The organism is Nonomuraea corallina (assembly GCF_027620315.1).
Classification (GTDB): domain Bacteria; phylum Actinomycetota; class Actinomycetes; order Streptosporangiales; family Streptosporangiaceae; genus Nonomuraea; species Nonomuraea corallina.
Genome location: NZ_JAPNNL010000021.1, coordinates 14,732 through 35,867, shown reverse-complemented (window position 1 = coordinate 35,867; position 21,136 = coordinate 14,732). Strand labels below are relative to the sequence as shown.

Genomic DNA, 21,136 nt, shown 5'->3' with positions numbered 1-21,136 from the left:
CTTCCCGGAGGTTCTCTGATGACCGCACCCGGCCGCGTCCTCGTCACCGGCGGCGCCTCCGGCATCGGCGCCGCCTGCGCGGAGCTGCTCGCCGCGCAGGGCTGGCAGGTCGAGGTCGCCGACCTGCGCCCCGGCCCCGGCGGGCACGAGCTCGACGTCGCCGGCCGGGACTCCTGGGAGCGGGTGCTGGACGCGGCCTGGCCGCTCGACGCCCTGGTCAACTGCGCCGGTCACCGCAGCCGGGGCGCGATCACCGAGCTCGACGTCGCGGAGTTCGAGCGCATGCTCTCCGTGCACGTCACCGGGACGTTTCTCGGCATCCAGGGCTGCGCCCGGCGCTGGCTGGCCGGCGGCGTCCGCGGCGCGGTCGTCACCATCAGCTCGGTGACCGGCACCCACGCCGTCACCGGGCAGCCGCACTATGTGGCCGCGAAGGCCGGTGTCGCCGGGCTGGTCCGGGCGGCGGCGGCCGAGCTGGCCCCCGCCGGGATCCGGGTCAACGCCCTCGCGCCCGGCGTCATCCGTACGCCGATGACGGCGGACCGGCTCGGCTCTCCCGAGCAGACGGCGTGGCTGATGAACCGGATCCCGATGGCGCGCGCGGGCGAGCCGGAGGAGATCGCGGCGGCCGTGGCGTTCCTGCTCTCGGAGGGCGCGTCCTACCTCACGGGCGCGGTGATCCCCGTGGACGGCGCCTGGACCGCCACCTGACGGCCCCGCGGCCCGTTCCGCCGGAGCGCCAGGCTGACCGACCCCCTACCTGAGAAGGACGTGCCATGCGTGCCGTTGTGCTGTCCGGCGGGCTCACCCACGACTTCCCCGCCACCACCGCCTGCCTGACCGAGCTGCTCGCCGGCCAGGGCCTGGAGGCCGAGGTGCACATCGCGGTCGACGCGGCCCTGCACGCCCTGCCGGGCGCGGCGCTGCTGGTCGTGAACGCGCTGCGGTGGACGATGACCGGGCCCGGAACCCCCGCCCGCTACCGGGAGCTCGCCGGCGCGGAGGGCGCCAGCCCGTCCGAGAGCGCCAGGGCCGCGCTGGCGGCCCACCTGGAGGCGGGCGGCGGCGTGCTCGGCCTGCACACGGCGAGCATCTGCTTCGACGACTGGCCGGAGTGGGGGCGGACGCTCGGCGGCGCCTGGGCGTGGGGACGCTCCCACCACCCGCCCATCGGCCCCGCCGTCGAGGTGCGGCCGGAGGGCGGGCACGAGCTGGTCGACGGCCTCGATCCGTTCACGCTCGTCGACGAGGTGTACGGCGACCTGGACCTGGCGCCGGGGATCGTCCCGCTGCTCACCGCCCGTCAGCCCTCCGGGCCCGGCGCCGGGCCCCGGCGCCCTCTGCTGTGGGCCCGCGAGCACGGCGGCGGCCGCGTGGTCTACGACGCGCTGGGCCACCACCCGCCGTCGTACGAGGTGCCCGAGCACCGCGAGATCCTCCGCCGCGCCATCCGGTGGACCACCCGAGGCTGATCCGTACGCGCGAGGAGGGAGTGCGTCACGCCGCCGTGACGCACTCCCGGCAGTCGTCAGGCCTCGGCGAAGCCGACGGAGTCCACCGACGCCGGCCGCGGCAGTGAGGCCAGCGTGCTCTTGATCAGGCCGCCGTCGACGGCGAGGGTCTGGCCGCTGACGTAGGCCGACTTCTCCGAGCCGAGGAAGAGCACCGCGGCGGCGATGTCCTCGGCCGAGCCCAGCCGTCCCAGCGGCACCGCGCCCTCGCGCACCCGCCGGACCTCGGGATCGGCGTAGATGGCGTCCGACATGCCCGCGTGGATCAGCCCGGGAGCCACGCAGTTGACCCGGATGCCGTGCCTGGCCCACTCCATCGCCATGTGCTCGGTCAGCCGGACCACCCCGGCCTTGCTGGCCGAGTAGGCGCCGGCGTGCGGGGCGGCGGCGATGCCGTTGATCGAGGCGAGGTTGACGATCGCGCCGCCGCCCGCCTCCGCCATCACCTTGGCCAGCGTCCTGGCCACGAGGAAGGTCCCGGTCAGGTTGACCCGCAGCGCCGCCTCCCACTCCGTCACCGGCAGGTCGAGCAGCGGCCCGAACCGGACGATGCCGGCGTTGTTCACCACCAGGTGCGGCGCTTGGGGCAGCCGGGCCGCGGCCTCCCGCACCGCCTCCTCGTCGGAGACGTCGACGGCCGAGCCCACGCACGCCTCCCCGATGTCGCGGGCCGTCTGCTCGACGGCGGGGCCGTCGACGTCCCATGCGGCGACCCGGTAGCCCTCTTTCACCGCGTGCTCGGCGATGACGGCTCCGATGCCGTGCGCCGCCCCGGTGACCACGGCCCATTTCGTCATTGCGTCTCTCCCCTTGTCAGCCTGGTTTGCCGTACTGCCCAAGCGTCGTCATAACTATAACGACGCTACGAGATGCGGAGGTCGGCGGCGTGCTTTTCACCCGATGTTCACCACGGTTAACCGGCGGGACACACGCTCACAGCAGCGCCTGGTAGGCCCCGCCGTCGACGGGCACGGCCGCGCCGGTGAGGTACCCGGCCTGCGCCGAGCACAGGAAGGCGACGACCGCGCCGAAGTCGGCCGGCTCGCCGAGCCGCCCCGCGGGGACGTCGCCGACCGGCGGGCTGTCGCCGTACACCTGCGTGACGCGCTCGGTACGGTGCAGCCCCGGCTGCACGGAGTTCACCGTGATCCCGTCCGCGGCCACCTCGCGGGCCAGCGTGCGCAGGAAACCCGTGGCGCCCGCGCGGGCGGTGTTGGACAGCGCGAGGTTCGGGTACGGCTGGCGCACCCCGAGCGAGGTGATCGCGACGATCCTGCCCCAGCCGCGCTCCCGCATGTGGGGCAGCGCGGCCAGGGACATCCGCACGACGGCGAGCAGGCTGCGTTCGAGCGCCGGCTGGTACGCCTCCGGCGGGGTCTGCGCGATCGTGCCGGGCGGCGGGCCGGGCCCGTTGACCACCAGGATGTCGAGGCCGCCCATCAGCGCCGCGGCCTCCTCGACGAACGCCGCGGCGCCGTCCGGCCCGGAGACGTCGGCGCGCAGCCACCGCACGCCGGCGCCCAGCCGTTCCGCCGCGGCGCGCGCCCGCCCCTCGTCGGAGCCGCAGATCGTGACCTGCGCCCCCTCGGCCGCCAGCGCGGCCGCGCTCGCGTGACCGAGCCCCGCGCTCGCCGCGGCCACGGCGGCCCGCCGGCCCCGGATCCCCAGGTCCACGGCTACGGCCCGGGCCGCGGAGCGGTGCGTGAGCGGTGCCCGGCGGCGCCGGGGACGGGCGGGCCCGGCGGCGCGCCCGCGTCCCCCTCAGTAGACATCGATCTCCTCGTCCCCGTCGAAGACGCGGATGGCGCCGGAAGGGCAGTCGCGGGCGATGGCGAAGATCTCCTCGTCGGACAGCCGCGGCCCGCCCGGCACCAGCGCCACGACCTCGTCGTCGTCGAACCGGAACACCTCCGGCGACTCGGCGACGCACTTGCCTGAGCTGATGCACACGTCCCGGTCGAGCTCGATCCGATACGTCACTCGTCCCCTCCGAACAGCACCGGGTAGGAGCCCCAGTAGGGCCGCTGGGTGTTGGCGTCACGCTGGGGCGGGTTGTCCGGGTCGCGCCGCACCCGCGCCGCGAACATCCGCTGCACCACGCCGGTGACCAGGCCGAAGAGGTGGTCGTCCGGGTCAGCGCCGGCGCGCTGCACGACTCCGGCGGCCAGGTCCTGGCCGATGCACACGTGCATCCCGGCGGCGAAGCTCAGCCCGAACGGGGCCACGTTCGCGGGGAACTCGCGGTGCGGGTCGAACGCGCCGGCGTTCGCGCCGAAGACCTCCGGGTCGCGGTTGACCGACTGCAGGTCGATCACCACGGTCGCGCCCTCGGGGATCTCGATGCCGGAGCGCAGCGTGATCGGCGCCAGTGCGCGCCGCCTGCCGACCGGGCTCGACGGATTGAGCCGTACGGTCTCGTGCACGCAGCGCTGGACGAACAGCGGGTCGGTGGCGGCGAGGCCGGCGTCCTCGGGGTGCTCCTCGATCCAGCCCAGGATGTGGTCGACCGAGCGGACGAACGCCGTGGCGCTGGTGTGGGCGCCGGCCAGCAGGAAGAACGCGACCTCCCTGCGGATCACCTCGGGCGGCAGCCGCAGCTCGCCGGTGTGGCGCAGCAGCGTGGTCAGCACGTCGCTGGGCACGTCGGCGTCCTCGCCGGCGGCCTCCCGCTCCAGCAGCGCGCGGCGGCGGGCGATGGACGGGGCCAGGAACTCCGCGTCCCAGTCCTCCAGCGCCCGCGCGATCACGCGCCGCTGCTCGTCCTTGTCCTTGGTGGAGTGCGCGAGCGTGGCGCCCTCGATGAACTTCATCATGTAGTCGTAGAGCCGCCGGGTCTCCTCGGCGGTGCCCGCCGGGCGGTCGACGCCCGCGGTCAGGGCGGCGAGGTTGAGCATCAGCTCGTGCCCCAGATGGACCAGGTCGACCCGGCCCTCGCTCCGGTGGGGGGCCAGGGTCTGCTCGATCACCTGCGGGAACAGCTCGCGTTCGTAGCGCTCGAACACCTCGCGCCGGAACATCCGGTTCTCCACCCGGCGCCGGGACCGGTGCTCCTCGCCGTGCAGGTTCACCAGCACGTCCGCCATGACGACCTCGCCCTCGTCGTAGAGGGACTGACGCAGATCCTTGCTGCGGTAGGCGTCCTTGGCGTCCGCGAACGTCGTGAGGACAATGGTTGTCTCTTCGGCGACGGCTGTCATCTGGACTTGCTCCTCCGTTGGCGCACGACCGGATCGGGGGGGTGCCGGTCCCTGCTGAGCGTCTCGCGACGTCCTGAACGGCGTCAAGACCCTAACGACGAATCCCAGGGCCGTCCCTGAGGTCGGATCTTTCCCAGGAAGGCGGTCACTGGTAGCGTCGTTAGCGTTCTAACCCCGTGTGGAGCAGAGAGCGCGAGGCGATGACGACGATCACCCTGGACGGCTACGCCGACGTACGCGAGGCATTCCGGTTGCGCGACCTCAAACAGGCGCTCTATGACGAGGGCGGGGTCGTCATGGCCGGCTGCCTGCTGGTGCTGCACGGTGACGACCACCGGGTGCGGCGCCGGGTGGAGAACCGGCTGTTCCGCCGGGGCACCTTCCGCCACTGGGAGCGCGCGTTCCTGCACGACGTCGTCCGCGACACGCTCGCGCCGTTCGCCGCCGAGGGCCACGCCGACCTGGTCGAGCTCGGCTACCGCACGATCATGAGCCTGACCGCCCTGGTCGCCGGCATCGACCGGCCCACCGGCAGCGCGGCCGAGGCGGACGCGCTCTACCGCTACGCCAAGGTCTTCTCCGAAGGCGCCACCCTCGTGCACACCACCCGGGACCCGGACGCGGTCAGGGCCGAGGTGCGGGCGGCGCTGGAGGAGTTCGACGCCGCGTTCCTGCGGCCGTCGCTGGCCCGCCGCCGCGACCTGCTGGCCAGGCACGCCGCCGGCGAGCTGGACGAGCGGGACCTGCCCCGCGACGTGCTCACCGGCCTGCTGCGGCACTGGGACGAGCTGGACATCGACGAGGAGATCCTGCTCCGCGAATGCGCCTTCTACCTGCAGGCGGGCTCGCACAGCACGGCCGACGCGTTCACCCACTCGGCCGACGAGTTCTTCGCCTGGGTCCGCCGCGACCCCGCCGCCGCCGAGAAGGCGCTCGACGACCCGGCCCTGCTGCAGCGCTGCGTCCACGAGACCCTGCGCCTGCACCCGGCCAGCCCCGTCGCGCACCGCCGGGCGCTCGCCCCTGCCGTGCTGCGAGGCGGCGCCGAGATCCCCGAAGGCGCGCTGGTCGTGCTCGACCTCGCGGCGGCCAACCGCGACCCGCGGGTGTTCGAGCGGCCGGACGAGTTCGACCCGCTGCGCGAGGTCCCGGCCGGGGTCCCCCGGTGGGGCCACGCCTTCGGCGGCGGCATGCACGCGTGCATCGGCACCGAGCTCGCCGGCGGCGTCCCCGAGAGCGTCCCCGAGAGCGATGGCGCCGAGCAGGCGCACGAGCAGGTCCTCGGCACCGTCACGCTCATGCTGTCGGCGCTGCTGGCCGCCGGCGCCAGGCCCGACCCCCAGAGGCCGCCGCAGCGCGACCCGCACTCCTCGCGCGACCACTTCGCCTCCTACCCCGTGGTCTTCGGATGACGGCCGCCCGCCGGGTGACCGAACGCCTCCTCGCCGCGGTGCACGCCAGGGACGCGGCCGCGGCGGCGGCGTGCTTCGCCGGGGACGGCACGTACGCGAACGTCCCGCATCCGCCCGCGGTCGGCCGCGAGGCCGTCGCGGCGCTGCTCGGGCCGATCCTGCGCCGCTCCGAACGGGTCCGCTGGGACCTGGTGAGCGCCAGCTACGCCGAGGACCGCGCGTGGCTCGAACGCGTCGACCGGTTCTGGATCGACGGCCGTGAGTACCGCGTGGCCTGCAACGGCGTCGCCGAGGTGGACCCGGACCGCGAGCTGATCACGGCCTTCCGCGACTACGCCGATCTCGGCCCCTGGCGGGCGCGGATCGGCCCCGTGCTGACGGGCTGACCGGCCGCGGCGATCGCGGCCGGCCTCCGGCGTTCTCTCCAGGCGGGCGCCTACAGCGCCGCCAGGGCGCGTGTCACCAGCACCTCGGCGAGGTGGGCGCGGTAGGACGCGCTCGCCACCGCGTTGTCCGGCGGCTCGCAGCCCCGCGCGGCGAGCCGGGCGGCCTCGGCGGCCGGCGTGCCCGCCGCCAGCGCCTCCTCCACCGCCGTCGCCCGCACCGGCGTCGGCCCCATGCCGATCAGCGCGACCGCCACGCCGCCGCCGGGCCGCGCTTGAGCGGCGACCCCGACCACGGCCCAGTCCAGGGCGCGGCGGCTGAACTTCTCGAACGCGTACGCCCGGCCGGGAGCGGCCGGCAGCCGGATCTCGGTGAGCAGTTCGCCCGGCGCCAGCGCGTTGCTGTGCCGCCCGGTGAAGAACTCCCGCGCCGGGATCTCCCGCGCGCCCGACGGGCCGCGGGCCACCAGCACGCCGTCCAGCGCGAGCACCGCCGCGGCCAGGTCCGCCGCCGGGTCGGCGTGCGCCAGCGAGCCGCCGATCGTGCCCCTGTTGCGCACCTGCGGGTCGCCGATCCGGCGGGCGGCGGCGGCCAGCAGTGGCGCCTGCGCGGCCACCACCGGGTCGCGCTCCAGCGTCCGGTGGCTGGTGAGCGCGCCGACCGCGACCCGGTCGCCGTCCGCCCTGACGTAGGACAGCTCGCGGAGCCTGCCGATGTCGACCAGGACGCCGGGCTCGGTCCGCCGCAGCTTCATCGCGGGCAGCAGCGAATGGCCGCCCGCCAGCACCCTGGCGGCGCCGCCGTGCCGGGAGAGCTCGTCGAGCGCCTCCTCCACGGAGCCCGCGCGCACGTAGGAGAAGCCCGCCGGGATCACTTCGCGCCTCCGTTCGCGGCCGCCCACTGGACCGACTCGACGATCATCTGGTAGCCGGTGCACCGGCACATGTTGCCCTTGAGCCCGTTGCGGATCTCCTGCTCCGTCGGGTCGGGCTGCTCGGCCAGCAGCGCGGTGGCCGCCATCACCATGCCCGGCGTGCAGAACCCGCACTGCAGGCCGTGGCACTGACGGAAGCCCTGCTGCACCGGCGACAGCCCGTCCGCGCCGGCCAGCCCCTCGACCGTGGTGACCGCGCAGCCGTCCGCCTGCGCCGCCAGGACGGTGCAGGACTTCACCGCTTCACCGTCGAGCAGGACCGTGCACGCGCCGCAGCTGGAGGTGTCACAGCCGACGTGGGTGCCGGTCAGGGACAGCGTGTCGCGCAGGAAGTGGACGAGCAGCAGCCGGGGCTCGATCTCCCTGCTGTGCGGCTGCCCGTTGACGGTGATCTCAACTCGCATCGTGCATGACCTTCCAGACTCGTTCCGGCGTGCAGGGCATCTCCACGTCGCGCACGCCGAGGTGCGCCAGCGCGTCCACCACGGCGTTGACCACGGCCTGCGGCGCGGCCGTCGCCCCCGCCTCGCCGAGCCCCTTGGCCCCGAGCGGGTTGAAGCTGGACTTCGTCTCGATGTGGTGCGTCTCGTACGGGGGCAGGTCGAGCGGGCCGGGCACCAGGTAGTCCTCCAGCGAGGCGGTGAGCGGCCGGCCGTCGGCGTCGAAGGCGACCTTCTCCATGAGCGCCTGCGCGATGCCCTGGGCGACGCCGCCGTGGATCTGCCCGCGTGCCGTCAGCGGGTTGATGACCGTGCCGCAGTCGTCCACGCAGACGTAGCGCAGGATGGACACCCGGCCGGTGTCCCGGTCGATCTCCACCACACAGCCGTGCGCGCCGCTCGGGTAGCTGAGGTTCTTCGGCTCGAAGTACGCGGTGTTCTCCAGGCCGAGCGCGGTGCCCTCGGGCAGCAGGTGCGGCTTGAACGACCGCTCGGCCACTTCGGCCAGCGTCACCGTCACCTCGGGCACGCCCTTGACCTGGAACCCGTCGCCGATCGGCACCACGTCGTCGGCGTCGGCCTCCAGCATGTGCGCGGCGATGGCCCTGGCCTTGGCGGCCACCTCCGCCGCGGCCTGATGGACGGCGTTGCCCGCGACCGGCATGCCCCTGCTGCCCATGGTGCCGGTGCCCTCCTGCACCACCGCCGTGTCGCCGTACAGCACGCTGATGTCGTCGAAGGGCACGTTGAGCTGGTCGGCGACGATCTGGGCCAGGGCGGTCTGGTGGCCCTGCCCGTGCGGGGCGGTGCCGACCAGGACGATCACCGAGCCGTCCGGCTGCAGCCGGACGTTCGCCGACTCCCAGCCGCCGAGGTAGCCGAACTGCTCGAACAGCGGCGTCGGGCCGAACCCGCCCATCTCCACGAACGTGGACAGCCCGACGCCGAGCAGCGGCGCGGCCGGGTCCGCCAGCCGCCGGGCCTGCTCCTCGCGCAGCCCCGCGTAGTCCAGCTCGCTCAGCAGCAGGTCCAGCGCCGCCGGATAGTCGGCCTCGTCGTACACGATCCCCTCGAACGGGGTCTGGTACGGCATCTCCTGCGGCTGGATCAGGTTGACCTTCCGCACGTCGGCGGGGTCCCTGCCCAGCTCACGGGCGACGAGGTCGACCACCCGCTCGATGAGGAAGCTCGCCTCGGGACGTCCCGCCCCCCGATAGGACGCCGTAGGCGTGGTGTTCGTAACGACGCTGCGGTAGCGTGCCGCGATTTTCGGGATCTTGTAGCAGCCGCCCAGCATGTACGAGGTGAGCGTGGCGAGCCCGATGCCCACCGGGTCGGGCACGCCGCCGATGTTGACGGTGATCGTCACGTCCAGGGCGAGCAGGCGGCCCTCGGCGTCGAACCCGACCTCGATGTCCTGCACCTGGTCGCGCCCGTGGTAGGTGTGCACCATGTGCTCGCCGCGGGTCTCGACGTACTTGACCGGGCGGCCGAGCCGGCGCGACAGCTCGGGCGCGAGGAACAGCTCGGGCATGAACGACGACTTCACCCCGAAGGCGCCGCCCACGTCGGGTGCGATCACCCGGACCAGGTGCCTGGCCAGGCCGAACCGCTCGGCGATCTCCGCGCGGACCCGGTGCGGCGCCTGCACCGTGGCCCACACGGTCGGGCCGGGACCGGTCCAGTCCGCGAGCACGCCGTAAGGCTCGAGCGGCGCGCCGGCGCAGCGCTGGTTGACCAGCCGGGCGCGCAGGCGGTGCGGGGCGGCCGCCAGGTCGTCGGCGACGTCCGGCGTCACGGGCTGTTCCAGCGCCAGGTTGCCGGGCAGGGGCGCGAAGATGGGCACGGCGTCCGGTGCGAGTGCGGCCTCCACCGTGGCCATCACCGGCAGCGGCTCGTACGACACCCGCACGGCGCGCGCCGCGTCCGCGGCGGTGTAGCGGTCGGCGGCGACGACCACGGCCACCGGCTCGCCCACGTAGTGGACCTTGTCGCCGGCGAGATAGCCGCGTTCCAGGCCGGGCACGGACGGGCGCGGCGGGAGCCCGGCGAAGTCCCGCGCGGTCCACACGCCGAGCACGCCCGGCAGGGACCGGGCCTCCTCGGCGTCGATGCCGGTGATGAGCGCGTGGGCCTGCGTGCTGTGCACGTAGACCATGTGGAGCAGCCCGGGACGATGGATGTCGTCCACGAACGTGCCGCGCCCGGTCAGCAGCGCGGCGTCCTCCTTGCGTGGTACTGCCGAGCCGATCATCGTCACAGGCCACCTCCGTTGGTGCCAGGGGCGCGTCGTTAGACGTATAGCGACTTATAGTGTCGCCTGTGTCACTTCCTCGGCAAGACCTAGGGGCGGCCGATCATGACGCGGGGTACACGAGGTGGTCGCCGAAGGTCGCGCGCACGACGTCGGCGCGCCGCGCGTCGAGGAGCTCCAGGCACCAGGAGGCCTGGCCGCCGCGCGGTTCCGCGTACAGCCAGAAGTCCGGGTCCGGGGCCTGCGTCCCGAGGGGGAGGGGGCCCCGGCCGCGGGCCACGGCCGAGACCGGCTGCGTGCGGGCCGCGGGGGAGTAGGTGATGTCGGCGTGATCGGCGAGCGCGGCCACGGCGCGGTCCAGGTCGGCTACCCAGAAGGCCAGATGGTGGATGCCGGGGCCGCGCGTCTCCAGCCAGGCCGAGGTGCGGGTGCGGCCGTCCAGCGGCTCGACCAGCTCGATCGCCGTGTCGGCCAGGCGGCCCATGGCGATCCTGGACCGGGACGGGCCCTGCCGCTCGCCGTGCAGCTGCAGCAGGCCGGCAGGCTGCTCGATCTCCTGGACGAGCCAGCCGGAGACGCCCAGCAGCGCGCCCCAGGAGCGGGTGAACTCCGCGATGCTGGGCACCGCGATGCCCACGTGACACAGGTTCAGCAGGCCGAGATCGGTCATCGGGTCCTCCCGTGGGTGCTGCGTACAATCTGCGGATGCGAGTCGAATCCGGGGAGCGCCGCCCCAAGCTGTCCCTGGAGGTGGCCCGGCAGATCGTGGAGACGATGCGGGCCGGCGGCATGGGCCCCGGCGACCGCTACCTGCCGGAGACCGAGGCGATGCGGCGGCACGGCGTGGGGCGGGGCACCTACCGGGAGGCGCTGCGGTTCCTGGAGCACCAGGGGTTGATCGTCATGCGGCCGGGGCCGAACGGGGGGCCGGAGATCGCCCAGCCCGGCTGGTCCAACCTCGCCTCCACCATCGCCCTGCTGCTGCAGTTCGCCGGGGCGCCGCTGCGGGCGGTGCTGGACGCCCGGGTGATGATCGAGCCCGGGATGGCGGAGCTGGCCGCGCTGAACGCCACCGAGGAGGAGGTGGCCGCGATGGCCGGCGACCTCGACGCGATCGAGCGGGGGCTCGGCTCCTACCGGGCCTTCTCCGCGGCGTACGAGACCTACTGGCGGCATCTGGCCGAGAGCAGCCACAACGAGGTGTTCGCCTTCCTCAGCCCGGCCCTGCGGGCCATCGTCAACAGCGCCGGGTTCGCGCCCGACGAGCCGTATCGCGCCGAGGTGCTGGGCCGGCTGCGCGCCGTGCACGCGGCGGTGGCGGCGCGCGAGGCGGGCCTCGCCCGCGAGGCCATGCGGGAGCTGGAGGAGGAGTTCGGCCGGCGGCTGCGCGAGGGGTATCCGCGTCAGCTCGCCCAGGTGATCGACTGGTCGGACGTGCGCGAGCCGTCCTGACCTTCCCGCGGACACCCGCTTGAGCCTTGCCACTGTCTCAGCTTATCTTAGTAATGATAGAAATCATAGCTGGGAAAAACTAGGTACCTGAATTGGGCCCAGACCTCTTGTGACCGTCTGGATCGGCTGTAAAACTAGGTACCTGATTACGGAAACAAGGGTGGTGATGGCGGTGGAGTCGACAGGAACGAGGCTGGTGGCGGAGTTCGAGCGGATGGTCCGCCGGGACGGCGGCGAGCTCGTGCTGCTGGCGGAGGACGCCGGCACGATCCGGGTCGGATACCGGCCCGGCGACGCGGGCCCCGACTGCAAGGACGACGTCTGCATCCTGCCGCAGCACGAGCTGCGCCAGCTCATGGCGGAGACGCTGCGCCGCCGCAGCCCAGGAACGGAGATCGTGGTGGAGGTCCTGTCATGAGTGCCCAGCTGAGCATCGTCAACCCGGTGGCCACGCCCCGATCCCACGCCGACGGCGACCGCTTCCCGCCCGCGCCCCGGCCCGGCACGCTCGACGGCGCCACGGTGGCGCTCTACTGGAACGGCAAGCAGAACGGCCTCGACGCGCTGGCCAGGGCGCGCGAACTGATCGAGGACGCCTACGAGGGCGTGACGTTCGTCGAGATGACCGGCGCGCTCGGCGGCACCACCCGCTACCTGTCGGAGGAGCAGCTCCGCTTCATCGAGGAGAAGGTCGACGCCCTGGTCGGCACCTCCGCCGACTGCGGCAGCTGCACCTCGTGGCTCATCCGCGACCTGTGCGAGGTGGAGCGGCGCGGCGTGCCCGCGGTCGGCTACACCGCCGAGGTCTTCGACGAGGACGCCCGCTTCAGCGCCAAGACCTTCGGCGTGCCCGAGGCCTGCCCGGTCATCGTGCCCGAGTGCTTCTCCAACAAGGACACCGCCGAGATCCACCGCATGGTCGAGGACTCGTTCGCCGAGGTGGTGGAGTGCCTGACCAAGCCGCGGGCGGTGTTCGACGAGCTGCCGGAGTTCGCCTCGATGGTCCTGGAGAGCGCCCCCGAGCTGCGCTTCGACGGCGGCGACCTGCTGGAGGCGTTCGACGAGATGCAGCGCCGCTTCATCGCCAACGGCTGGAGCGACGGCATGCCGCTGGTGCCGCCCACCCGGGCCAAGGTCGAGGCCATGGTCGCGGCGTCCGGGCTGGACGGCGGGCACGTGGTGGGCGACTTCGCCCCCGGCTTCGGCATCGGCACGGTCGAGAAGATCGCGGCCAACGCCGTCATGGCCGGCTGCAGGCCCGAGACCATGCCGGTCATCATGGCCATGATGGAGTGCGTGCTGGACCCGTCCATCGGGCTGCGCACCTGGGCCATGTCCACCGGCCCGCAGGCGCCCGTGGTGCTGGTGTCCGGCCCGATCGCCGACGAGATCGGCATGAACCGCGGCATGTGCGCGCTCGGCCCCGGCTCCATCTCCGAGGTCAACGTCGCCATCGGCCGCGCCCTGCGGCTGATCATGATGAACGTCGGCCTGTCCTACCCCGGCATCACCGACCTGGACACCATCGGCACGCCGATGAAGTTCTCCGCGTGCGTCGCCGAGAACGAGGAGCGCACGCCGTGGGAGCCGTGGCGGGTGCAGCAGGGCTACGCGCTGGAGGACTCCACGGTCACGGTCAACGTGCCGTACGGGATGACCGAGTTCTTCGACTTCCAGAACAGCGACCCGGAGAAGCTGATCGAGAGCTGGTCCACGCTCACCTCCCAGGCCGTCGGCACCCCGTCCGCCGGCGCCTGGCTGATCAAGAAGGACGCGCCGCTGGAGGCCGGCTACCCGTTCCACGGCACCTTCGCCAACCTGCTGCTGATGTCGCCCGACCACGCCGCCGTGTTCGCCGCCGCCGGATGGACCCCGGCCGACATCCGCGAGGCCATCCACCGGCGCACCAAGCTGCCGTTCCGCCAGCTCATGCTCAACCAGTCGATGCCCGCGTTCGAGACCTCGCACCCCGAGCTGCGCTGGCTGCTCGACGCGCCGGAGACCCCCGTCACCGTCAACCCGTCCGCCGACTGCTTCGAGCTGTTCGTGGTCGGCGCCAAGGCCGGGCGCAGCCAGTTCTGCTTCGGCGGCACCAACTCGGTGACCAAGCCCGTGATCAGGCGATGACCTGGCCGCTCGACGGCCGGCCGTTCGACGTGCCCGTGTCCCGCGAGCTGTGCTCCGGGACCGGCGCGCTCTTCGGCGGCTGGGGGCTCGGCCTGCTCGCCGACGCCGCCCAGCACGCCACCGGGCGGCGGCTGCGCGACCTGTCGGCGGCCTTCGTCCGGCCCGTCACGCTCGGCTCGCGGCTCTCGGTACGGTGCGACGTGCTCGCCGAGGGCCGGGCGCTGGCCCACTGCCGGCTCGACGCCGACGAGGACGGCCGCACCGCGCTCACCGCCACCGCCGTCGTCGAGACCCCGGCCACCGCCGCGCCGGCCGCCCCCGAGGCGCCGGCCGCAGCCGAGGGGACGGTCACCGCCGCAGGGACGGCTGTGCTCGCGGGGGCGGTCGTGTCCGCAGAGGTGGCTCCCGGGCAGCGCGCGGTCCCGCCGCCCCGGGTTCCCGGGCCGCTGGAGTGCCCGGAGCGTTCGTACGAGTCGGGGCCGGGCGCCGCGATGATGCTCGACGTGCGCGTCGCCGGCCGGTCGCCGGGCTCGGCCCTGCTGTGGGCGCGGGTGCTCTGCGACGTGCCGGACGAGGTACGGCTCGCCGTGGTCAGCGACCACGTCCCCTACCTGCTGCGCCGGACCCTGCCCGGAAGGCCCCGGGTGACGACCGTCAGCGCGTCGCTGCGGCTGTTCGGCGGGCCGGTCGCCGAGTGGGTCCTGCTCGACGTGAGCCTGGTGGCCCGCGCCGGCCGCATCGCCGCCGGCCGGGTCGGCCTCTGGCAGGACGGCGAGACCCTGGCCGGGGTCGCCGAGCAGACCATGCGGCTCAGCGCCTGAACCCCGGCAAGGCCCTCGACGTCCCGGCGCGGAAAGCTCCTCCCGGTCTCGGCGCGCGTGGGTGACACGGCGAACCTCGTACGGCTTCCCACCGGGGATGCCGCCTTGTTAGTGTCCACACAAGAATTCATTTCAGCTTTGGCGGGTGCGATGACCTCTCTCAGCACCGATCTCAGCACCGACCCCGGGCCGCCGCCGTCCATGGTGGAGCGGATGACGCTCATCATGGACGCGTTCGCCGGCCGGTCCGCCCGCCTCACCCTGGAGGACGTGGCCCGCCGCACGCGGCTGCCGCGCTCGACCGCGCACCGCATCCTCGACCAGCTCGTCCGGCTCGACTGGCTGGACCACACCTCCTCGGGCTACGGGCTCGGCCGGCGCGCGCTCGGCCTCGGCGGCGGGGGCGGCGGTCACGGCGAGATCCGCGAGGCCGCCGCGCCGCTGCTGCACGAGCTCCAGCTGAACACCGGCCTGGTCGCCCACCTCGCCGTCCTCGACGGCGCGGACGTCCACTACCTGGACAAGGCCGGCGGCCGGTCCGCCCGGTCGGTGCCGACGCGGGTCGGAGGGCGGTCTCCCGCCCACGCCACCGCGCTCGGCAGGGCGATCCTCGCCTGGCTGGCGCCGGAGCGGGCGCACGCGCTCGTCGGCGACCCGGGCTCCCTGCACCAGGAGCTGCACCGGATCCGGCAGCGCCGCGGGCTGGCCTTCGAACGCGGCGACTGCTTCCCCGGCGTCACCTCGGTCGCGGCGGCGATCCGCGGCCCCCGGGGGCCGCTGGCGGCCATCTCACTGGCGGGAGACTCCCGCGCGCCGCTGGAGCGGGTGGCGCCGCTGGTCGCGGACGCCGCACGGCAGGCCGCACGGGCGCTGGCCCCCGCGCCCGAGGCGCCGCACCGGGGACGGGCACCCGAGCTGCGGCTGCTCACCACCGGCCGAGACCGGGCTCGGTAACCGCCGGCTCCACAGGCGGGCGTCCGGCTCAGCAGCCGCCGGCTCCGCAGGCGGGCGCCCCGGTCAGTAGTCGCCCCAGCTCCACAGGTGGGCGCCCGGCTCGCCGGGCGGCCGCTCGCCCACGCCGAACCGGCCGCGGTAGAACAGCATCGGCCGCTGCTCCCTGACCGGTTCGAGCTCCCGTACCAGCCCGATGACCACGTCGTGGTCGCCCGCCGCGTGCACGTCGCGCACCTCGCCGTGCACCCGCAGCAGCACCTCGCGCAGCGCCGGGACGCCCCAGCGGGACAGGTCCCAGCCGAGGCCGTCGAACTTCCTGCCCGTGCTGGACCCGAACCGCCGGCACAGCTCGGTCTGGCCCTCGCCGAGGACGTTCACGCAGAACCGGCCGCTCTTCCTGATGCGCGGCCAGGCCCGCCCGCGATGATCGGCGCAGAACAGGACCAGCGGCGGCTCCAGCGACACCGAGGCGAACGACTGGCACGCGAAACCGACGGGCCCGCCCTCGTCGAGCCCGGTGATCACGGTCACCCCGCTGGCGAACCTCCCCATCGCCCGGCGGAACTCCGCCGGCGCGGGCGGGTCCGCCGTGGGCTCGTCGTCGGCGAACTCGGCTGTCATGACTTCCCCTCACACACGCTTGACCCATCGAACCACCAAACCCCGGCCCGGCATTCCGCGACCGGTATCCCGTTGAGCGGAAGGCCGGGGCCGGGGGCGGCCGGAGGCGGGTATCGTCGTCCCATCCCACGGACCGGGCGGAGGGAGCGGGTGCCGCGGATCGCCGAGGTCAGGACACCGGCCGAGCCCAGCTCGCCGGAGCAGCGGGCGCGCCACCTGCGCATCCTCGGGGCGGCGGCGCGCATCGGGTCCGACAGGGACCTGGAGCGCGTGCAGATGCACGAGGTGGCCAAGGAGGCGGGGGTGGCCATCGCCACCCTCTACCGCTACTTCCCTTCCAAGATCCATCTGTTCACGGCGGTGCTCGCCGAGCAGATCGACGGGTTCGGCCGGGGCGTCGCGGGCCCGCCGCCCGGCACGCCGCCGGAGGACGCGGTCGCCGACGTGCTCGTCCAGGCCAGCTGCAAGCTGCTGCGCCGGCCCGTGCTCGCCGCCGCGATGCTCCAGGCCGCCGCGACCGCCAACCCGTCCGTGGTCGCCGACGCCGCCCGGATCGAGGACACCTCCCGCGACCTCATCCTGCGCACGCTCGCCCTGCCCGAGCCCGCCCCGGCGGACGTCACGCTGGTGCGGCTGCTGGTGCAGTGCTGGTACGGGGTGCTGCAGTCGGCGCTCAACGGGCGGCTGCCGATCCACCAGATGGAGGACGACCTGCGCATCGCCTGCCGGCTCCTGCTCGCCGGGCGGTCGAACGCCTGACCCCGCTGATCGCTCCCGTTCAGCGGGATCGGCACTCCTCGCCGGGACGCCGCGTGGCTAACGTCTGAGACCGGCAGGCATGCCCAGGGAGGACCCCGTTGGCCCTGACAGAGCAGGATGGCTACGACGAGCGGCTGCAGGAGTTCACCGGACGGGAGGTGCTCCAGCCGCGCCCCGGCCCCGACCCGGTCAACGTGCCGATGATCCGTCACTGGGTCGAGGCGATGGGGGACCGCAACCCGATCTACCTCGACGAGACGGCCGCCCGCGAGACCGGCCGCGCCGGCATCGTCGCCCCCGCCTCGATGACCCAGGCCTGGACCATGCCGGGATACGCCGCCACCGCGGCCCGGCAGGACGACGGATCGGGCCTGGGCGGGCTGATCGCGCTGCTGGCCGAGGGCGGCTACACCTCCGTGGTCGCGACGGACTCGGAGTTCGCGTTCCACCGCGAGCTGGTCGTCGGCGACCACGTCGGGGTGCGGGAGACCGTCGAGTCGATCTCGCCGGAGAAGCGGACCGCGCTGGGCGCCGGGCGCTTCGTGACCACCCGGCGCACGTACCTGGACCAGCACGGCGAGGTCGTGGCCGAGCAGCGCTGGCGCATGCTGTGGTTCCGCCCCGAACAGCCCCAGGCCCCGAAGGCGTTGCGGCCGAGGCCCGCCGTCAACCGGGACAACGCGTTCTGGTTCGAGGCCGCGCGCGAGCACCGCCTCGTCATCCAGCGCTGCTCCGGCTGCGCCGCCCTGCGCCACCCTCCCGGTCCGTGCTGCCCGCGGTGCGGCTCGTACGACTGGGACACCGCCGAGGCGTCCGGCCGGGGCCGGGTCCACAGCTTCGTGGTCAGCCACCACCCCCGCCACCCGGCCTTCGAGTCCCCGTACCTGGTGGCGCTCGTCGAGCTGGAGGAAGGCACCCGGCTCGTCGCCAACCTGGTCGGCGTCACCCCCGAGGAGGTCGTGATCGACATGCCGGTCGCCCTGGAATGGCTCGACCCGGACCCCGGCCTGACGCTGCCGGCGTTCCGGCCGGTGACGCCATGAGGAGCCGTACGTACGAGGAGGTGACGGTCGGTGAGACGCTGCCCGTGCTGCCCGTCCCGCTCACCCGCACGCTCATCGTGGCGACGGCGATCGCGAGCCGCGACTACCAGGACGTGCACCACGACCCCGGCCTGGCCGTCGAGCGGGGCTCCAAGGACGTGTTCATGAACATCCTGACCACCAACGGCCTCATCGACCGGTACGTCACCGAGTGGGCCGGGCCGGCGGCCGAGGTCAAGGCGATCAAGATCAGGCTCGGCGCGCCCAACTATCCCGGCGACACGATGGTGCTGACCGGCGCGGTCACCGCCAAGCACGACGAGGACCACCGGGTCGAGATCGCGGTGCGCGGCGACAACGGCCTCGGCGCGCACGTCACCGGCGTCGTCGCGGTGCGGCTGCCCCGCGGGGAGGAGCCGTGAGCGGGCTGTCGGGGCGGGCGGCGATCGCCGGGATCGGCGCCACCGAGTTCTCCAAGGACTCCGGCCGCAGCGAGCTCCGGCTGGCCTGCGAGGCGGTGCTCGCCGCCGTCGCCGACGCCGGGCTGCGGCCGTCCGACGTGGACGGGATGGTGACGTTCACCGCCGACTCCAGCTCCGAGATCCACATCGCCCGCAGCACCGGCATCGGCGAGCTGCGGTTCTTCTCCCGCGTCCCGCACGGCGGCGGCGCGGCCTGCGGCACCGTCCAGCAGGCCGCGATGGCGGTGGCGACCGGGGTGGCCGAGGTCGTCGTCTGCTACCGGGCCTTCAACGAGCGGTCCGGGCACCGGTTCGGCCTCGGCCGGGCGGACGCGCCCTCCGGCGCCGGGGCCGACGACGCCGCGTTCTCCTGGGTCAGCCCGTTCGGGCTGTTCACCCCGGCGCAGTGGGTGGCCATGTTCGCCCGCCGCTACATGCACGAGTACAAGGCGACCACCGAGGACTTCGGCCGGGTGGCGGTGGTCGACCGCAAGCACGCCGCCGTCAACCCGGCGGCCTGGTTCCACGGGCGGCCGATCACCCTGGCCGACCACCAGGCCTCACGCTGGATCGCCGAGCCGCTGCGGCTGCTCGACTGCTGCCAGGAGAGCGACGGCGGGCAGGCCCTCGTGGTGGTCTCCGCCGAACGCGCGCGCGACCTGCCGCACCCGCCCGCGCTGGTCCTCGCGGCCGGCCAGGGCTCCGGCGCCGACCAGCACATGATGACCAGCTACTACCGGCAGGACATCACCGGCATCCCGGAGATGGGCCTGGTCGGACGGCAGCTCTACGGGCAGAGCGGGCTGGGCCCCGCCGACGTCGACGCGGCGATCCTCTACGACCACTTCACGCCGCTGGTGCTGCCGCAGCTGGAGGAGCTCGGGTTCTGCGGCAGGGGAGAGGCCAGGCACTTCATCGCCGACGGCCATCTGGAGGTCGGCGGACGGCTGCCGGTCAACACCCACGGCGGCCAGCTCGGCGAGGCGTACATCCACGGCATGAACGGCATCGCCGAGGCGGTGCGCCTGGTCCGGGGCACCTCCGTGAACCAGCCTCCTTCCGTACGGCACGTCCTCGTCACGGCGGGCACCGGCGTGCCGACCAGCGGCCTGATCCTGGGAGCCGGCCGATGAGCCCGGAGCCGCTGACGATCCCCGCACTCCTGGACCACGCGGCGGACGCGCACCCGGACGTGGAGGCGCTGGTCGACGGCGCGGTCCGGCTCACCTACGCCCGGCTGCGGGCCCGGGTGCGCGAGGCGGCCAAGGCCTTCGCCGCCGCCGGCGTCCGGCACGGCGACCGGATCGGCATCTGGGCGCCCAACAGCCACCGCTGGGTGGTGACCGCGCTCGGCGCGCTGGCCGCCGGCGCCGTCGTCGTCCCGGTCAACACCCGTTACAAGGGCGAGGAGGCCCGCTGGATGCTGGGCCGGGCCGGCGTGCGGCTGGTCTTCACCGAGGACGGCTTCCTCGGCAATGGCTATCTCGCCATGCTCGGCCCCGCTCCCGGCCTGACCGCCGTCACGTACGACGCCGAACCCCGCCCCGGCGCCACCGCCTGGGAGGACTTCCTGGCGGCCGGCGCGGCCGTCACCGACGAGGAGGCGGACGCCCGCGCCGCCGCCGTGCGGCCCGACGACGTGGCCGACATCCTGTTCACCTCCGGAACCACCGGCCGGTCCAAGGGCGCCATGTGCACCCACCGCCAGGACGTCCGCACCAACCGCGCCTGGGCCGACAGGACCGGGCTGCGCCACGGCGACCGCTACCTGATCGTCAACCCGCTCTTCCACTCCTTCGGCTACAAGGCCGGGGTCTTCTCCTGCCTGATCAGGGCCGCCACCATGGTGCTGCAGCCGGTGTTCGAGGCGGGCGAGACGATGCGGCTGATCGAGGCCGAGCGGATCACGGTCCTGCCCGGCGCGCCGACCGTCTACATCACCCTGCTCGACGCCCCCGAGCGGGCCCGCCACGACCTGTCGTCGCTGCGGCTCGCGGTCACCGGCGCCTCGGTGGTGCCGGTGGCGCTGGTGCGGCGGATGCGGGCCGAGCTGTTCCCCGAGGTCGTCACCGCGTACGGGCTCACCGAGTCGTGCGGCACGGTCACCGCCTGCTCCGTGGACGACGACGACCTGACCGTGGCCACCACCTCGGGCCGGCCCATCGAGGGCGTCGAGGTGCGCGTCGCCGGCCCCGGAGGCGAGCCGCTCCCGGCCGGCGAGGACGGCGAGATCCTGGTACGGGGCCACAACGTGATGCTCGGCTACCTCGGCGACGAGGCCGCCACGGCCGCCGCCGTCAGGGACGGCTGGCTGATCACCGGCGATCGGGGCCGGCTGGACGGGCGCGGCTACCTCACCATCACCGGCCGCTCGAAGGACATGTACGTGACCGGCGGCTTCAACGTCTACCCGGCCGAGGTCGAGCAGGTGCTGGCCGCGCACGGCACGGTGGCCGAGGCCGTGGTGACCGGCGTGCCGGACGCCCGTCTGGGCGAGGTGGGCCGGGCCTACGTGGTGCCCCGCCCCGGCGCGGCGGTCACGCCGGAGGAACTGATCGGCCACTGCCGGGAGCGGCTGGCCAACTTCAAGGTGCCCCGCGAGGTCGTCCTGCTCGCCGGCCTGCCCCGCAACGCCACCGGCAAGATAGACAAGGCGGCCCTGGCGAAGTCCTGACCGCCTCAGACGAATCCGTATCGACGAGCCGCGCCCCCCGCTCGTCGATCACGTGCCGCCGGCCCGACCCGCCCACCACCCGGCCCGCCCAT

23 protein-coding genes are annotated in these 21,136 nt (G+C 73.9%); 14 read left to right on the top strand and 9 right to left on the bottom strand.

The window, feature by feature from the left end; translation table 11 throughout:
- Positions 1 to 18 precede the first annotated feature (18 nt).
- Both OUY22_RS08370 and OUY22_RS08365 read left to right on the top strand, forming a co-directional pair.
- Entirely contained in the window at positions 19 to 711 is a 693-nt protein-coding gene (locus OUY22_RS08370; protein WP_270154236.1) for an SDR family NAD(P)-dependent oxidoreductase, read from the top strand.
- A gap of 65 nt (positions 712 to 776) precedes the next feature.
- Positions 777 to 1,472 (top strand): ThuA domain-containing protein, encoded by a 696-nt coding sequence (locus OUY22_RS08365; protein ID WP_270154235.1) that lies wholly within the window; start codon positions 777 to 779, stop codon positions 1,470 to 1,472.
- A gap of 56 nt (positions 1,473 to 1,528) precedes the next feature.
- Here the strand turns inward: OUY22_RS08365 and OUY22_RS08360 are convergent, their stop codons facing one another.
- From OUY22_RS08360 to OUY22_RS08345, 4 genes are all read right to left on the bottom strand, one after another.
- On the bottom strand, positions 1,529 to 2,308 hold the full coding sequence (locus tag OUY22_RS08360) for an SDR family NAD(P)-dependent oxidoreductase (protein ID WP_270154234.1): 780 nt from the start codon (positions 2,306 to 2,308) through the stop codon (positions 1,529 to 1,531).
- Positions 2,309 to 2,444: 136 nt separating this feature from the next.
- Positions 2,445 to 3,185: an SDR family oxidoreductase gene (locus tag OUY22_RS08355; RefSeq protein ID WP_270154233.1), complete on the bottom strand. Its 741-nt coding sequence runs from the start codon at positions 3,183 to 3,185 to the stop codon at positions 2,445 to 2,447.
- Between the two features lie 87 nt (positions 3,186 to 3,272).
- On the bottom strand, positions 3,273 to 3,491 hold the full coding sequence (locus OUY22_RS08350) for a ferredoxin (protein WP_270154232.1): 219 nt from the start codon (positions 3,489 to 3,491) through the stop codon (positions 3,273 to 3,275).
- Positions 3,488 to 4,708 (bottom strand): cytochrome P450, encoded by a 1,221-nt coding sequence (locus OUY22_RS08345; protein ID WP_270154231.1) that lies wholly within the window; start codon positions 4,706 to 4,708, stop codon positions 3,488 to 3,490. Before OUY22_RS08345 ends, OUY22_RS08350 begins: the two co-directional genes overlap by 4 nt.
- 200 nt (positions 4,709 to 4,908) lie before the next feature.
- Here OUY22_RS08345 and OUY22_RS08340 point away from each other — a divergent pair, with 200 nt between their 5' ends.
- Both OUY22_RS08340 and OUY22_RS08335 read left to right on the top strand, forming a co-directional pair.
- Positions 4,909 to 6,120 (top strand): cytochrome P450, encoded by a 1,212-nt coding sequence (locus tag OUY22_RS08340; RefSeq protein ID WP_270154230.1) that lies wholly within the window; start codon positions 4,909 to 4,911, stop codon positions 6,118 to 6,120.
- Positions 6,117 to 6,506: a nuclear transport factor 2 family protein gene (locus OUY22_RS08335; protein ID WP_270154229.1), complete on the top strand. Its 390-nt coding sequence runs from the start codon at positions 6,117 to 6,119 to the stop codon at positions 6,504 to 6,506. The genes OUY22_RS08340 and OUY22_RS08335 overlap by 4 nt, the downstream gene beginning before the upstream one ends.
- Before the next feature lie 50 nt (positions 6,507 to 6,556).
- On the opposite strand, the gene OUY22_RS08330 is transcribed toward OUY22_RS08335, so the two are convergent.
- The 4 genes from OUY22_RS08330 to OUY22_RS08315 form a co-directional block, all read right to left on the bottom strand.
- Positions 6,557 to 7,378, bottom strand: a complete 822-nt coding sequence (locus tag OUY22_RS08330) for an FAD binding domain-containing protein (RefSeq protein ID WP_270154228.1) — start codon at positions 7,376 to 7,378, stop codon at positions 6,557 to 6,559.
- The gene (locus OUY22_RS08325; protein WP_270154227.1) at positions 7,375 to 7,842 is read right to left on the bottom strand and encodes a (2Fe-2S)-binding protein; all 468 of its coding nucleotides are present in this window, start codon (positions 7,840 to 7,842) and stop codon (positions 7,375 to 7,377) included. Before OUY22_RS08325 ends, OUY22_RS08330 begins: the two co-directional genes overlap by 4 nt.
- Entirely contained in the window at positions 7,832 to 10,132 is a 2,301-nt protein-coding gene (locus OUY22_RS08320) for a xanthine dehydrogenase family protein molybdopterin-binding subunit (RefSeq protein ID WP_270154266.1), read from the bottom strand. The genes OUY22_RS08325 and OUY22_RS08320 overlap by 11 nt, the downstream gene beginning before the upstream one ends.
- A 103-nt stretch (positions 10,133 to 10,235) precedes the next feature.
- The gene (locus tag OUY22_RS08315; protein ID WP_270154226.1) at positions 10,236 to 10,802 is read right to left on the bottom strand and encodes a VOC family protein; all 567 of its coding nucleotides are present in this window, start codon (positions 10,800 to 10,802) and stop codon (positions 10,236 to 10,238) included.
- 35 nt (positions 10,803 to 10,837) lie between these two features.
- Between OUY22_RS08315 and OUY22_RS08310 the strand changes: the two genes are divergently transcribed.
- The 5 genes from OUY22_RS08310 (at position 10,838) to OUY22_RS08290 (ending at position 15,486) form a co-directional block, all read left to right on the top strand.
- On the top strand, positions 10,838 to 11,584 hold the full coding sequence (locus OUY22_RS08310; protein ID WP_270154225.1) for a FadR/GntR family transcriptional regulator: 747 nt from the start codon (positions 10,838 to 10,840) through the stop codon (positions 11,582 to 11,584).
- A gap of 172 nt (positions 11,585 to 11,756) precedes the next feature.
- A complete protein-coding gene (locus tag OUY22_RS08305) occupies positions 11,757 to 12,002 on the top strand; it encodes a hypothetical protein (protein ID WP_270154224.1) in 246 nt (81 codons plus the stop codon).
- Entirely contained in the window at positions 11,999 to 13,711 is a 1,713-nt protein-coding gene (locus OUY22_RS08300) for a UGSC family (seleno)protein (RefSeq protein WP_270154223.1), read from the top strand. Before OUY22_RS08305 ends, OUY22_RS08300 begins: the two co-directional genes overlap by 4 nt.
- The gene (locus tag OUY22_RS08295) at positions 13,708 to 14,532 is read left to right on the top strand and encodes an acyl-CoA thioesterase domain-containing protein (protein WP_270154222.1); all 825 of its coding nucleotides are present in this window, start codon (positions 13,708 to 13,710) and stop codon (positions 14,530 to 14,532) included. Before OUY22_RS08300 ends, OUY22_RS08295 begins: the two co-directional genes overlap by 4 nt.
- A 150-nt stretch (positions 14,533 to 14,682) precedes the next feature.
- Positions 14,683 to 15,486 (top strand): IclR family transcriptional regulator, encoded by an 804-nt coding sequence (locus OUY22_RS08290; RefSeq protein WP_270154221.1) that lies wholly within the window; start codon positions 14,683 to 14,685, stop codon positions 15,484 to 15,486.
- Between the two features lie 63 nt (positions 15,487 to 15,549).
- On the opposite strand, the gene OUY22_RS08285 is transcribed toward OUY22_RS08290, so the two are convergent.
- The gene (locus tag OUY22_RS08285; protein ID WP_270154220.1) at positions 15,550 to 16,107 is read right to left on the bottom strand and encodes a flavin reductase family protein; all 558 of its coding nucleotides are present in this window, start codon (positions 16,105 to 16,107) and stop codon (positions 15,550 to 15,552) included.
- A gap of 150 nt (positions 16,108 to 16,257) precedes the next feature.
- On the opposite strand from OUY22_RS08285, the gene OUY22_RS08280 reads away from it, so the two are divergent.
- The 5 genes from OUY22_RS08280 to OUY22_RS08260 all read left to right on the top strand — a co-directional run bounded on the left by OUY22_RS08280 (position 16,258) and on the right by OUY22_RS08260 (position 21,044).
- Positions 16,258 to 16,866, top strand: a complete 609-nt coding sequence (locus OUY22_RS08280; RefSeq protein WP_270154219.1) for a TetR family transcriptional regulator — start codon at positions 16,258 to 16,260, stop codon at positions 16,864 to 16,866.
- 98 nt (positions 16,867 to 16,964) lie between these two features.
- A complete protein-coding gene (locus OUY22_RS08275) occupies positions 16,965 to 17,909 on the top strand; it encodes a bifunctional MaoC family dehydratase N-terminal/OB-fold nucleic acid binding domain-containing protein (RefSeq protein ID WP_270154218.1) in 945 nt (314 codons plus the stop codon).
- Positions 17,906 to 18,331 (top strand): MaoC family dehydratase, encoded by a 426-nt coding sequence (locus OUY22_RS08270; RefSeq protein WP_270154217.1) that lies wholly within the window; start codon positions 17,906 to 17,908, stop codon positions 18,329 to 18,331. The genes OUY22_RS08275 and OUY22_RS08270 overlap by 4 nt, the downstream gene beginning before the upstream one ends.
- The gene (locus OUY22_RS08265; protein ID WP_270154216.1) at positions 18,328 to 19,503 is read left to right on the top strand and encodes a lipid-transfer protein; all 1,176 of its coding nucleotides are present in this window, start codon (positions 18,328 to 18,330) and stop codon (positions 19,501 to 19,503) included. Before OUY22_RS08270 ends, OUY22_RS08265 begins: the two co-directional genes overlap by 4 nt.
- Positions 19,500 to 21,044: a FadD3 family acyl-CoA ligase gene (locus tag OUY22_RS08260; RefSeq protein WP_270154215.1), complete on the top strand. Its 1,545-nt coding sequence runs from the start codon at positions 19,500 to 19,502 to the stop codon at positions 21,042 to 21,044. Before OUY22_RS08265 ends, OUY22_RS08260 begins: the two co-directional genes overlap by 4 nt.
- The last annotated feature ends 92 nt before the right edge of the window (positions 21,045 to 21,136 follow it).

Excerpts from the sequence above, each read along its gene's own strand:
- OUY22_RS08370 (WP_270154236.1), top strand. The coding sequence starts at position 19 with ATGACCGCACCCGGCCGCGTCCTCGTCACCGGCGGCGCCTCCGGCATC.
- OUY22_RS08365 (WP_270154235.1), top strand. The coding sequence starts at position 777 with ATGCGTGCCGTTGTGCTGTCCGGCGGGCTCACCCACGACTTCCCCGCC.
- OUY22_RS08360 (WP_270154234.1), bottom strand. The coding sequence starts at position 2,308 with ATGACGAAATGGGCCGTGGTCACCGGGGCGGCGCACGGCATCGGAGCC.
- OUY22_RS08345 (WP_270154231.1), bottom strand. The coding sequence starts at position 4,708 with ATGACAGCCGTCGCCGAAGAGACAACCATTGTCCTCACGACGTTCGCG.
- OUY22_RS08340 (WP_270154230.1), top strand. The coding sequence starts at position 4,909 with ATGACGACGATCACCCTGGACGGCTACGCCGACGTACGCGAGGCATTC.
- OUY22_RS08335 (WP_270154229.1), top strand. The coding sequence starts at position 6,117 with ATGACGGCCGCCCGCCGGGTGACCGAACGCCTCCTCGCCGCGGTGCAC.
- OUY22_RS08325 (WP_270154227.1), bottom strand. The coding sequence starts at position 7,842 with ATGCGAGTTGAGATCACCGTCAACGGGCAGCCGCACAGCAGGGAGATC.
- OUY22_RS08320 (WP_270154266.1), bottom strand. The coding sequence starts at position 10,132 with ATGATCGGCTCGGCAGTACCACGCAAGGAGGACGCCGCGCTGCTGACC.
- OUY22_RS08315 (WP_270154226.1), bottom strand. The coding sequence starts at position 10,802 with ATGACCGATCTCGGCCTGCTGAACCTGTGTCACGTGGGCATCGCGGTG.
- OUY22_RS08310 (WP_270154225.1), top strand. The coding sequence starts at position 10,838 with ATGCGAGTCGAATCCGGGGAGCGCCGCCCCAAGCTGTCCCTGGAGGTG.
- OUY22_RS08300 (WP_270154223.1), top strand. The coding sequence starts at position 11,999 with ATGAGTGCCCAGCTGAGCATCGTCAACCCGGTGGCCACGCCCCGATCC.
- OUY22_RS08295 (WP_270154222.1), top strand. The coding sequence starts at position 13,708 with ATGACCTGGCCGCTCGACGGCCGGCCGTTCGACGTGCCCGTGTCCCGC.
- OUY22_RS08290 (WP_270154221.1), top strand. The coding sequence starts at position 14,683 with ATGACCTCTCTCAGCACCGATCTCAGCACCGACCCCGGGCCGCCGCCG.
- OUY22_RS08285 (WP_270154220.1), bottom strand. The coding sequence starts at position 16,107 with ATGACAGCCGAGTTCGCCGACGACGAGCCCACGGCGGACCCGCCCGCG.
- OUY22_RS08270 (WP_270154217.1), top strand. The coding sequence starts at position 17,906 with ATGAGGAGCCGTACGTACGAGGAGGTGACGGTCGGTGAGACGCTGCCC.
- OUY22_RS08260 (WP_270154215.1), top strand. The coding sequence starts at position 19,500 with ATGAGCCCGGAGCCGCTGACGATCCCCGCACTCCTGGACCACGCGGCG.